Origin of the sequence: Mariniplasma anaerobium (assembly GCF_016865445.1) — a bacterium.
GTDB classification, from domain to species: Bacteria; Bacillota_I; Bacilli_A; order Acholeplasmatales; family Acholeplasmataceae; genus Mariniplasma; species Mariniplasma anaerobium.
In genome coordinates, this window is sequence record NZ_AP024413.1 from 1 (window position 1) to 12,782 (window position 12,782).

At 29.6% G+C, this 12,782-nt stretch carries 9 protein-coding genes and 1 pseudogene; 7 read left to right on the forward strand and 3 right to left on the reverse strand.

The window, feature by feature from the left end; genetic code table 11:
* Together MPAN_RS09080 and MPAN_RS08970 are read right to left on the reverse strand one after the other, a co-directional pair.
* Positions 1 to 402: pseudogene (locus MPAN_RS09080) on the reverse strand (transposase); the annotation flags it as partial.
* Between the two features lie 266 nt (positions 403 to 668).
* The gene (locus MPAN_RS08970; RefSeq protein WP_176240154.1) at positions 669 to 1,514 is read right to left on the reverse strand and encodes a hypothetical protein; all 846 of its coding nucleotides are present in this window, start codon (positions 1,512 to 1,514) and stop codon (positions 669 to 671) included.
* 245 nt (positions 1,515 to 1,759) lie between these two features.
* Here MPAN_RS08970 and MPAN_RS08975 point away from each other — a divergent pair, with 245 nt between their 5' ends.
* On the forward strand, positions 1,760 to 1,981 hold the full coding sequence (locus MPAN_RS08975; RefSeq protein ID WP_176240153.1) for a YneF family protein: 222 nt from the start codon (positions 1,760 to 1,762) through the stop codon (positions 1,979 to 1,981).
* Positions 1,982 to 2,029: 48 nt separating this feature from the next.
* On the opposite strand, the gene plsY is transcribed toward MPAN_RS08975, so the two are convergent.
* Positions 2,030 to 2,674 (reverse strand): glycerol-3-phosphate 1-O-acyltransferase PlsY, encoded by a 645-nt coding sequence (gene plsY, locus MPAN_RS08980; RefSeq protein WP_176240152.1) that lies wholly within the window; start codon positions 2,672 to 2,674, stop codon positions 2,030 to 2,032.
* Between the two features lie 146 nt (positions 2,675 to 2,820).
* On the opposite strand from plsY, the gene parE reads away from it, so the two are divergent.
* The 6 genes from parE to tsf all read left to right on the forward strand — a co-directional run bounded on the left by parE (position 2,821) and on the right by tsf (position 11,680).
* Positions 2,821 to 4,773, forward strand: coding sequence for a DNA topoisomerase IV subunit B (parE, locus tag MPAN_RS08985; RefSeq protein WP_176240156.1), 1,953 nt, complete (start codon positions 2,821 to 2,823; stop codon positions 4,771 to 4,773).
* Complete coding sequence (parC, locus tag MPAN_RS08990) at positions 4,773 to 7,367, forward strand: DNA topoisomerase IV subunit A (protein WP_231756830.1); 2,595 nt, start codon at positions 4,773 to 4,775, stop codon at positions 7,365 to 7,367. The genes parE and parC overlap by 1 nt, the downstream gene beginning before the upstream one ends.
* Before the next feature lie 12 nt (positions 7,368 to 7,379).
* Positions 7,380 to 9,020 (forward strand): nucleoside kinase, encoded by a 1,641-nt coding sequence (locus MPAN_RS08995; RefSeq protein ID WP_176240151.1) that lies wholly within the window; start codon positions 7,380 to 7,382, stop codon positions 9,018 to 9,020.
* A gap of 12 nt (positions 9,021 to 9,032) precedes the next feature.
* Positions 9,033 to 10,085, forward strand: coding sequence for a hypothetical protein (locus MPAN_RS09000; RefSeq protein ID WP_176240150.1), 1,053 nt, complete (start codon positions 9,033 to 9,035; stop codon positions 10,083 to 10,085).
* Positions 10,086 to 10,209: 124 nt separating this feature from the next.
* Positions 10,210 to 10,716 carry a hypothetical protein gene (locus MPAN_RS09005; protein ID WP_176240149.1) on the forward strand — a complete coding sequence of 169 codons (507 nt, stop codon included), beginning with the start codon at positions 10,210 to 10,212 and terminating at the stop codon, positions 10,714 to 10,716.
* 112 nt (positions 10,717 to 10,828) lie between these two features.
* Positions 10,829 to 11,680, forward strand: coding sequence for a translation elongation factor Ts (gene tsf, locus MPAN_RS09010; protein WP_176240148.1), 852 nt, complete (start codon positions 10,829 to 10,831; stop codon positions 11,678 to 11,680).
* Positions 11,681 to 12,782 lie beyond the last annotated feature (1,102 nt).

A 12,782-nucleotide genomic window follows, 5' to 3' on the forward strand; every position in this document is an offset into this window, starting at 1 on the left:
CATTGCTTGATATAAAATGGTGTTGAAAATTTCTTCAAATATATCTGTGTCTTTAAATCGTCTAACGTAATTTTTTCCAAATGTTGAGAAATGAGGAATGTCATCGGAAAAATCATATCCTAAAAACCAACGATATGCAACGTTTACTTCGATTTCTTCAATCGTACGTCTCATCGAACGAATGTTAAATAAATATTGAATAAAGACAATTTTAAATAAAACGACTGGATCAATTGAAGGTCTGCCCATATCATCTGAATATAAATGCTCGACAATATCATAGATAAAATCAAACTGCATCACTTTATCCACCTTGCGGACTAAATGATTTTGTGGGACAAGTGAATCAATATCAACGACTTGTAGATTCTTGGTGTTGTTTTTTTGATCTCTATTTAACATATATAAGCACCACCTTATACATATATTTTACCACTTACCTATATATTTATATATAGGTAAAAGTGATTTTTTAGAGACATAAAAAAAGAGGAGGACTCAGAACGCCTTTTAGAACCTTAATAGCTCACGCGTTTTTAAGCAGTCTAAGCCGCACATTTTAAACTGGTCCTCACATTTGTATTTTATCACTTTTGTAAAAAAAATACCATATCCGAAGATATGATACTTTGTCTACAGCCTGATAAGAATATCCTAGGATATTCTTTTTATTTTCTAAATTTAACTGCCTTTAATACTTCATAGCGGTTTTTAACATAATTAAGTTTTATAATAGCATCATGATATTTCATTAAGCCCATAATATGTTCTTCATAACCTAGTGTTGTTTTTATGAAACTTAAATCTTCTATTTCAAAAGCTTTAGAAGTTGCGATCCAGTAAAGATAATGTTTTTCTTTAAAATGATTTTCTTCATATAATTGAATTGTTGCGAATTTGTCTATTAAATAGTTTTCATTTTGATAAATATCTTTTATCGTTATTTTCGTTAACTTTGGATCGATTGTTTTCATATAGACATTTTCTTTTTCTTTACCAATAATGATAACTACTTTATCATTTTTAAAGAATCTTAATTGATAAAGTTTTACAATGCCATAAATAACTACAAATAATGAAATCGCAAATAAAACATATTGTAAAGCTCCATCCATAAAGAAGTAAGATAGTACAGAGATAAGGATAGCTATTATAAACATAATATAAACAATTTTTATGATGTATGAAGTTGTATATATATCCTCATTAGGCTCTTTAAAATGACTTCTTTTTATGCGAATCTTCTTTTTAGATAATCCACCAGTAAAACGAGTAAACAACGCTGCAGCAAGCATAACTGGTAGTACTCGACTAACGAATACTAATAAAATAATTGGAAATGCATAGTTACCAAAAGCATAAGGTAGAAAATCAAATAAAGACGATAAAAAGATAATGCCTAAAAAGAAAAAGGCCCAGTCTTTTCTACCAGATAATCTATAAATGAAATGTGATATGATAAAATATGATGCTAAACTTAGAACAAAACTTGTTATTAGATTTCCAATATCCATAATAAACCCCAATCTATGATATCTATAAAGTTAGTATAAGTATTTTTTCTTCTAATGTCAATCATAATGTAAGACTTCATATGAATCATAATAGATATATATCATAACTATTATTACTTATTTTTTTAAATATTAATACCTACTTTATGTAAAAATTTATATAAACTAATATCTTTAACGGTTATGTCTTGTAATTTATTGGTTTATCAAGTAAAATAAGAATGATAAAGATAGGAGTGAAGAGGATGAATATAGCAATATGGTTATTTGTAGTATTATTAGTAGTTGCAGTATTATTAGGTGCAGTGATTGGGTTCTTTGCCGCAAGAAAATGGTTTAAGAAATACCTAGAAAAAAATCCACCAGTTAATGAACAAATGATTCGTGAAATGATGCGACAAATGGGACGTACCCCATCTGAAAAACAAGTTAGACAAATATTAAGTTCAATGAATCAATACAAATAGACATTATGTGTCTATTTTTTTTATAAAAAAAGCATCGATTAGATGCTTTTATAATTTAGATTCTGTACCTTCTCGTAATCGTTTATAATTTGTTTTATGTCTTACAAAAATTATACTTGCCAGAATTGTGATAATCGTTAAATCCATAATACGTGTCGCAAAATTATAAAATGGATGTTCAAAGAAAATTCTAATAAAGAAAAATACTAAGACACCAACTGCACATGCTGTTGAAGCAAGAGAAACATAACGAGTTGTTAAAAATACTGTTAAAAATACAACTATAATTGCAAGTGCTACCCAAGGTTCAATTGCTAGAATCATACCAGCTGAAGTTGCAACTGCTTTTCCACCTTTAAATTTAATATATACAGGAAATACATGCCCAATAACAGCAGCTAACCCATATATACTTGAAATCGTAATATTATATTGACTTACAATATAAAGTGATTGATCTTTCATAAGAAAAACTAATGCAATTACAAACGCCCCTTTTAAGACATCAAAAGCGAATGCAAATATGCCAAATTTAAATCCAAGGACTCTAATTGTATTGGTTGCACCAGTACTTTTAGATCCATGTTCTCTAATATCAATCTTTTTAAATACTTTTCCGATAATTAAGCCACTTGGTATACTTCCTATAAGATATGAAAGTAACATGAGTAAGCCGATATATACGTATGTCATAAAATTCACCTCATTACTTTTATTATTATATCATATTATTTTTTTTTTAGTAATTAATATAAAAAAAACATAATCAAATATTGTGATTGACCATATTTTTTGATATAATAATAACATACAAATAAGTTGGTGATGATGTGAGCAAAATGATAAAAGAATATGATGAAAAATCGATCCAAATACTAGAAGGACTAGAAGCGGTAAGAAAACGTCCTGGTATGTATATTGGATCTACAGATCAAAGAGGACTACATCACCTGGTTTGGGAAATCGTTGATAATTCAATTGATGAGGCCCTGTCAGGTTATGGTAGTGAAATAACATGTATAATTAAAGCTGATAATAGTATTGAGGTTTCTGATAACGGACGTGGTATGCCATATAAAATGCATACATCTGGACGTGCGACAACAGAAATCATTTTTACTGTTTTGCATGCTGGTGGCAAGTTTTCAAATGAAAGCGGATATAAAGTTTCAGGTGGACTTCATGGTGTAGGATCATCTGTTGTAAATGCACTATCACAATTTTTAGAAGTTACAGTATATAGAGATAAAGGTATATGGTTCCAAAGATTTTCAAATGGCGGAAAAGATATTTCTAAAGTCGAACGACTTGGTGATACTAAAAAAACTGGGACAACGGTTTATTTTAAACCAGATCCTAAAATATTTTCATCCACTCTTTTTTCTTATGATTTAATTAAAGAAAGATTAAGAGAACAAGCCTTTTTGATTAAAGGTCTAAAAATAAACTTAATTGATCAAAGAAATAATCAAAAAGAATCTTTTAAATATGAAGATGGTATTAAAGCTTATGTAGAATTTTTGAATAAAGATAGAAAAGTTGTTAATGATACATATGTCATTGAATCAGCATATCATCTTGAAAAACAAAAAAAGAAAACAATAGAAGTTGATATTGCATTTCAATTTACGCACGGCTACATTGAATCTATTTTTTCATTTGTTAATAATGTAAGAACAAAAGATGGTGGGACACATGAAACAGGATTCAAATCAGCTTTAACCCGTTCTATCAATGATTATGCTAGAAAATACAATATTATCAAAGATAAAGATTCCAATCTTGATGGATCAGACATTAGAGAAGGTTTAACAGCAGTCATATCATTAAGAATACCAGAAGATGTCTTAGAGTTCGAAGGACAAACAAAAGGCAAATTAGGGACTCCTGAAGCTAGAAATGCGACCGATAGTGTTGTATATGAAAATATGTCAACTTATTTAGAAGAACATAAAACTGTTGCAAGTTCTATTATTAATCGTGCAACAAGTGCACAAAAGGCTAGAGAAGCTGCAAGAAAAGCTAGAGAAGAAGCAAGAAATGGTAAAACTAAAAATAAAAAAGAAATTACACTATCTGGCAAGCTAGCACCTGCACAATCTAAAGACAAATCTAAAAATGAATTGTTTTTAGTCGAAGGGGATTCAGCTGGAGGCTCTGCAAAACAAGGTAGAAATAGAAAACATCAAGCTATACTTCCTTTAAGAGGTAAAGTTATTAATACTGAAAAAGCTAGTTTAGATGCAATATTAAGAAATGAAGAAATTGCAACGATGATTCATACAATTGGGGCTGATTTTGGTCCTGATTTTGACATTAAAAAATGTAATTATCAAAAAGTAATCATCATGACCGATGCGGATACTGATGGTGCACATATTCAAGTGTTATTATTAACATTCTTTTTTAGATATATGAGACCATTGATAGATGAAGGTAGATTATATATAGCACAACCTCCTTTATATAAAGTGACAGTAAAAAAAGGAAGAAAAGAAGAATCTAATTATGCATGGTCAGATGAAGAGCTAAAAGCTTTGATTGATGGACAAGCTGCAACTATTCAAAGATATAAAGGTCTTGGAGAAATGAATGCTCCACAACTTTGGGATACAACCATGAATCCTGAACATAGATCTTTAATACAAGTCACTATAGATGATTTAAGCGCATCAGATAAACGCGTTTCTATATTAATGGGTGATCAAGTTGCCCCAAGACGCCAATGGATTGAAGAAAACGTTGATTTTGAAATCAGCGATGATTTTGATCTAGAGTTAGGAGATAAATAATGTCAGTCATCAAGAAAGTAAACGATTATGTTGAAAACATCATTGAATCCTCAGTTGTAGAACTTTTTAGTGATCGTTTTGCTAGATATTCTAAATATATTATTCAAGAACGTGCGCTACCTGATGCCAGAGATGGTTTAAAACCGGTACAGCGTCGTATTTTGTATGCAATGCAACAATTAGGTATGTTTCATAATAAACCTTATAAAAAGTCAGCTAGAATAGCTGGAGAAGTTATGGGGAAATATCATCCACATGGTGATTCAAGTATTTATGAAGCAATGGTTCGTCTTTCTCAAGATTTTAAAATGCGTGCACTTCTTATTGACATGCATGGTAATAATGGATCTATAGATGGTGATAGTGCAGCTGCAATGCGTTATACAGAAGCAAGATTGTCAAAAGCTGCTGAAGCCCTATTAGCTGATATCGAAAAAAGAACTGTACCATTTGTACCTAACTTTGATGATGAAGAATTGGAACCTACTGTTTTGCCTGCTAAATTTCCTAATTTATTAGTTAATGGAGCTACAGGTATCTCTGCAGGTTATGCAACTAAAATACCTCCACATAACTTTACTGAAGTTGTGGATGCAACTATAGCCTATTTAGATAATGATCAAATCACATTTAAAGAAATCACAAAATATATTAAAGGTCCTGATTTTCCAACAGGTGGCATTGTTCAAGGAAAAGAAGGTATCTTACAAGCACTAGAAACTGGTGCTGGTAAGGTTATGATTAGAGCAAAAGCTGATATTGAAGAAATATCTAAGTCTCAAGATTGTATCGTGATTACTGAAATACCTTATGAAGTCAATAAAGCTGATTTAGTTAAAGCTATCGATGTATTGCGCATTGATAAAAAAATCGATGATATTTTAGAAGTTAGAGATGAATCAGATCAACAAGGTTTAAGAATCGCAATTGATTTAAAAAAAGGTGCAGATGCACAATTGATGCTCAACCTTTTATATAAATCAACAGATCTTCAAGTTTCTTATAATTATAATATGGTAGCTATATTAAACCATAGACCTGTTTTAGTAGGCGTTCTACCTATCTTAAAAGCTTATGTAGACCATCAGAAAGATGTCATTACAAATCGTTCTAATTATGAACTTGAAAAAGCTCAAAAAAGACAGCATATAGTTGATGGATTAATTAAAATGGTGAGTATATTAGATGGCGTTATTAAAGCTATTCGTGATTCACAAAATAAACAAAATGCAAAAGAATCAATTATGGAACTATTTGGCTTTACAGATATGCAAGCTGAAGCAATCGTAACACTTCAATTATATCGATTATCAAATACAGATATTCTAGCTTTAGAACAAGAAAGTGATTCATTAGGAGACAAGATAAAAGAATTAGATCATATTTTATCTTCAGAACATGCTTTACGCCGTGTTATTAAACGTGAACTTATTGACATATCTAAAGTTTTAGGTGATCCAAGAAGAACTCAAATAGAAGAAGAAATTGAAACCATTAAAATTGATGAAAAAGACTTAATCTCAGATGAAAAGGTTATGATTGGGATTACAAAAGATGGATATGTTAAGAGAGCTTCATCAAGAAGTTATCAAGCAACTCTAAGCGCTGGACTCAAACAAGATGATGTATTAATCTTTGAAAAAGAAGTTAATACACTTGATACACTTTTATTATTCACTAATCTTGGAAATTACATATTTTTACCAGTTTATAAGATCGATGAGCAAAAATGGAAAGACCTTGGTGTCTATATTAATAACATTACACCTATTGCTCATGATGAACGTTTAATTGATGTTCTTTTAGTCAACAGCTTTAAGGACAATGATTATGTTTTATTAGCTACAAAACAAGGTATGATGAAACAATCTAAACTATCTGATTTTGAAGTCACAAGATATTATAAACCTATGAAATGTATGAAATTAAGTGGATATGATGAATTGGTTTCAATTGATTATGGTCAAAAAGATGATATTATTTCTATATCTAAAAATGGTTATGTCTTAAGATATAAAACAGATGATTTGCCTTTATATGGACTTCAAGCAGGCGGTGTTAAAGGGATGAACATAGGATCTCAAGATGAACTTGTGAGTAGTCTTTATGTTAGAGATCGTGATGATTTCATTATGTTGACATCAAGAGGTCACGTGATTAAAGATATTGTAGAAGAATTACCAGTATACAGTAGAAATAGAAGAGGTATCCTAGTTATAGAACACCTTAAATCTAATCCTCATGAATGTGTTGATGCGGCTAGATTATCTAAAGCTCAACAAAAAGAGAACGTAGAAGTCTTAATTGTTACTAAAAATTATGCACTTAAAACAACTGTATCAGAATTAAAGTATTCAGGTAATAAATTTGGTAAAAAAATGTATGATGATGCAGAACTTGGCAATGGATACATGATTAAAATAGAAGATGCACTTGAAGATGTTGATCTACCAAAGAAAGAAAAGAAAGTTATCAATAAACCAAAAGACACTATTAAAGTTGTTGATCTATTAAAAGAAGAAGAAATTATGACAAAAGATCATAAAAAAATTCATTTAAATCGTTTTGATTTATTTGATGATAATGATGAGTAAAGGGAGAAGAATATGAAATTTATAATCAATGAAAAAGCTTATATGTATGAACAACCAAAAACATTAAAAGAAGTTGCTATAGATTTAAAAGTTAACCAACCATTGGCAGCAACAGTTAATAAAAGATTAAGAGAATTAAATTATATACCTACTAAAGATGCGGATATAGAATTTTTATCATATACAAATGCAGATGCGATAAAAATCTATGAATCAACGCTAAGATATGTGATTGCAATGGCAGTGCATCGCTTATATCCAAGTGCTAAGATAAGATTCAACTATAGTGTGTCAAGAGCAATGCTAGCTGTATTTGATAGCTTTGATGGCATTTTAAATCAAAGAGTTTTAAATGATATAGAAGCAGAAGTTAAAAAAATTATTGACAGTGACTTTTTAATTGAAAGAAAACGTATCTCAATTGGAGAAGCTATTAATATATATCAAAAATTAGATATGCCTGATAAGGTTGAAATCTTAAAATATCGTGATGAAGATTATGTCAATTTATATGAATGTCATAAATATTTAAACTATATGTTTGGATATATGTTGCCATCAACAGGATATTTAAAAACATTTAATTTTATATTATATCATCCAGGCTTTTTGATTCAATATCCAAGAGCAGAAATGGATGGACAGATTCCAGTGTTTAAAGATGAACCAAATTTTGGTAAAGCACTTAAAGAAATTACTAAATGGGGTAGAATTATTAGAGGGAATAGCATTCCTAAAATGAATGAATATGCCAAAGACTATACGACTAGTGTAGACTTTGTTAACATGTGTGAAACTAAACATAATCATCAATTAAATGAACTTGGTGATATGATTGAAAGCAACATGGACACAATTAGATTAATTGGTATAGCTGGGCCATCTTCATCTGGTAAGACAACATTTTCTAATCGTTTAAGAATTGAATTAATGACTAGAGGATTACGTCCTGTGATGATAAGTATAGATGACTATTATTTTGGTAAAGATAGAGCACCTAAAAATCCTGATGGAACACCTGATTTAGAGCATGTTGAAGCACTTGATATTAAACAATTTAATGCAGACATGTTACAACTTATTCAAGGTGAATCAGTCACGCTACCACATTTTAATTTTAATACAGGAAAAAGAGAAAAAGGTAGAACCATTAAGATATCAGAAAATTCTCCGATTATCATTGAAGGCATTCATGCATTAAATGAAAAGATGACACAATCTATTCCTAAGCATCAAAAATTTAATATTTATATCTCACCTCAAACACAATTACATATTGATAATCATAATCCAATTTCAATTACTGAAATTAGATTGTTACGTCGTATTGTTAGAGATCAAAAATATAGAAATTCATCAGCAATTGATACGATGGATATGTGGCCAAGTGTAAGACGTGGTGAATTTAAATGGATTTATCCAACACAAAGAGAAGCAAATTATGTCTATAATTCAGAATTAACTTATGAACTAGCGGTTCTAAAAAAACATGCAGTTACACAACTAAGAGCAATACCAAAAGAAAACAAACATTTTATTACTGCAAATAGAATCTTGAAATTCTTGAAATACTTTAAAGATATCGATGATGATATTGTACCTTGTAATTCTTTATTAAGAGAATTTATTGGAGGCAGTAGTTTTAACAGTTAAAAGGGGATATTTATGAAAGCTTTAGCGAATATTGGACGTATACAAATTTCAAATGAAGTAATGTTGCTTCTATTGTCCTTATATGAATCAAAAGGTAAATCATTTTATTATGATGATCTTTTTAATCGTGATGTTCAAGCATTTGAGAAAAAAACGATAGAAATTAATTTAATATCTATTGCAAAACATCTTGATTTATCAATGACTGAAGCTAGAATAAAGCTATTTGCAAAGAAAAAAATGGTTCCTCGTACAAAAGATGAGCATCTTTTAGCTAATATTAAGATTTCATTATTGCAACTACAATCTAATCCAGATGAGTTTGAATTTTTAGTTAATGAAATATATAATTTAGCTAAATTAATTTCTAAAGATTATGAGCCTATTGTTTTTAATACTTATGATAAAGCTGAAGATGGTTTATTAAAAACTAAAAAAGCATCTAAAAGAGAAGATTTAGAACAATTGTTAGCACTATTCCAAAAAAGCTTGAGATCTAATAAACATGAATTAACTCAACTTATCTCAAATTTTTATGTAGATTTTATGAATATGAATATATTCACCAAACATAATGACATTATTGGTATGATCGTTTTATATGCATTATTGTTAAAACATTTTAATGTCTTTAAATATGTCAGTTTTTATAAGTATTTTCTAAATATCAAGCAAACTTGGGACCAAGGATTAATTACTGCAAACTATTATTGGTCATCAGGATTTGCACAAACTGATATGCTAAATCGATTACTTGTAGATTTATTGATTAAAGCTTATGAAGAAGTTGATATCATGAGTCATGAATATGAGTTTGAAAAGAATTTAAATAAGTCTGATAATATTGAAAACAGTATTTTAAAACTTCAAGAAATTTTCACAAAAGAAGATTTAAGAAAAAGACATCCAAATGTAAGTGATGCAACAATTGACCGCACTTTAAAGCGATTAAAAGATGAAAACAAAATAAGACCATTAGGTAAAGGTAGAGGTTCTAAGTGGCAACGTATCATCAAAGGTAATAAGAAAGCTCTAATAGAACAACTATCACTTTTTGGTGAATAATATAATTAAAAACATTAAAAGACTTGATATAAAAATATATCGAGTCTTTTTTATTTATATATATATGTATTAGTAGGTCAATATTAATATAAAGAGTATAATATAGGTAAGGAGATGATTCAAGATGAAAAAATATATAAAATCTTTACCAGTAGTTATATTATTCTTTTCAATATTATTAGCAGCAATGATAACTTTAGGTGCTTTGCAGACTGACAATGGTGAAGTCATCATGAATGGTATCAAAGCTACTTTTGGAGGTAATGTTGGATCAATTGGCGGATTTGCAAGTGTTGATGTTGCTTTTAGTTTTATTAATGCAGTTGCGTATTTAGCTCCAGTTATTCTAGTAATCATATTAATCTATACAGTGATGTCTCATAAAACAAAATCACCATTATTTGTTTCAATAGCTATATTAATTATTGCATCATTTGTATTTTCATTTGTTATATTACTTAATTTAGGTGCATATACAACAGGTACAGTTGAAGTCTTAGGAATTGAAGGCACTTATACTTATGAAGCTGCAGTAATTTCCACAGGTGCAATATTAGGCCTTATCTTTTCTGCAGGTGGAGCACTTACAGCCTTAATTTATACAGTATCAGAATTCAAAAAACTATCTTAATACTTAATTAAAGAAAGTATCTAATCGATACTTTTTTTATTAAATAACAGCAAAAATTTAACAATTTATTTAAAATAAGATATAATAGATATTGAAAGTTTGAGGTATATATATGGATATAAAACTATTAAAAAAGTTAAGAGAACAAACAAGTGCAGGTATGCTTGAATGCAAGAGTGCATTAGAAAAATTTGATGATGATTATGATCAAGCCTTATCTCATATAAAGTCGCAAGTTAAAGAAGAAACAACTACAAATAGAGTTGCATCTAAAGGGATGTGCAAGCTTGAAATAAAAGATGATGAAGCCATATTATTTGAAGTCAATGCTGAGACAGATTTTGTGACAAAAAATGAACATTTTCTATCTTTAGTTGATACGCTAGCTTCACATTTAATAGACACAAATGTTGTGAATGCTAATTCAGCATTAAAAGTATTAATAGATGGTCAATCTGTAGACGAACTGATCAAACAAAAGAGTTCTATTATAAGCGAAAACGCTTATCTAAGACGTTTATATCGTGTGAAGAAGCAAGAAGGTCAAGGCTTTGGTAGCTACACGCATATGCAAGGGAAAGTCGTAAGTTTAGTTGTTACAGACAAAAAAAATGATAAGATTGCAAATGAAATTGCAATGCAAATCACTGCAGCATCAGCACAGTATTTATCATTAGAAAACATTGATCAAGATACTATAAATTATGAAAAATTTATGTATGAAAAAGAGCATAATACTTTTAATGAAGATGATTTTAATCAATCATTGAAAGCAAAAACACTTTTATCTCAATCATATATAAAGGACCCTTCAATATCTGTTGAAGCCTATTTAAAACTTCATGACATTAACATTATAGATTTCTTTAGATTTGAGCTTGGACAAGGTATAGATAATAAACTAAATTGTAGATTAGATATTGATTGTGATAATTCAAAAATAACTGTGACACCAATTTATTAACAAAAAAAAACACTATTTAAGAAAATAGTGCCAGACTGTAGACAAAAGGACTTTTCAAAAACGAGTTTTCGTTATGAATCGCCCTTTTTTTGTTTTTTGTGGATAAATATAAAAAAAAGATCTCTATTTGCTCGATATCAATAATAAAGTAAAGCTATGTCCACATTAATGCGGCTAACTTTTTCAAATTATACATACTAAAAATCATGAAGCTTCGATCTTCATTCTTTTGACGTCCCCTTAAATAGGTAACACCTAGACAGTGATTCATCTTTGAAATCCCAAAAACTCTTTCAACTGATGATTTTCTTTTGGGATAAAGCTCCCTTCCAATCTCTGAGAGTCTCGTTTCTTTGATTAAAGGATTTACATACTCTAATTGATGTCTTGTTAAACTTCTTGTTTTTTGATTTGTACACTGTGCTTTAAATGGGCATTCTATACAATCTTTAACACGTGTCTTGTATTCACGGTATCCTAGTTTATTGGTTCCTCTGTAAGTTAGTATCTTTTCATTAGGACATATATAATAGTCATGCATTTCAATATAATCAAATCTATTCTTTGTAAGGTGCCGTTCTCCATTTAGACCTATAGAACCATCTTTTCCTTTAGGCCGTTTATATGGCAATACAGGTAGGACTTTTCGCTTATATATTTCATTAAGAAGAATTGGATTATCATATCCAGAGTCCATGACTGCCACTTTAACTTCCTTATGGGTATCTAGATAGTTAACTACTGTATCTAATCCTGTTATACTATCATGAAGGTTTCCTGCAAACATCTCAGAGGATAAAACCCAACCGTTCTCATCGCTGATCACTTGATTGCTGTAGGCTAATTGTCGCTCTTTTTCACCTTTATGAAACATCCCGCAATCTGGATCAGTTAAACTGATGATTGCTTTCTTTGGGCTATCATAATCAATGATTTTCTTACCTTCTTTTAGTCTAAGTTCATTAATTTCTTCATGGAGCTGTTTAACATATTTATGTGTTGAATCATTGATTAAGATATCATTAACACGTCTTTTATTGGCATATGCTTTAATATGTGTTGAATCGACAAAGATGTTATCCATCTTGACTAACTTTAAGTT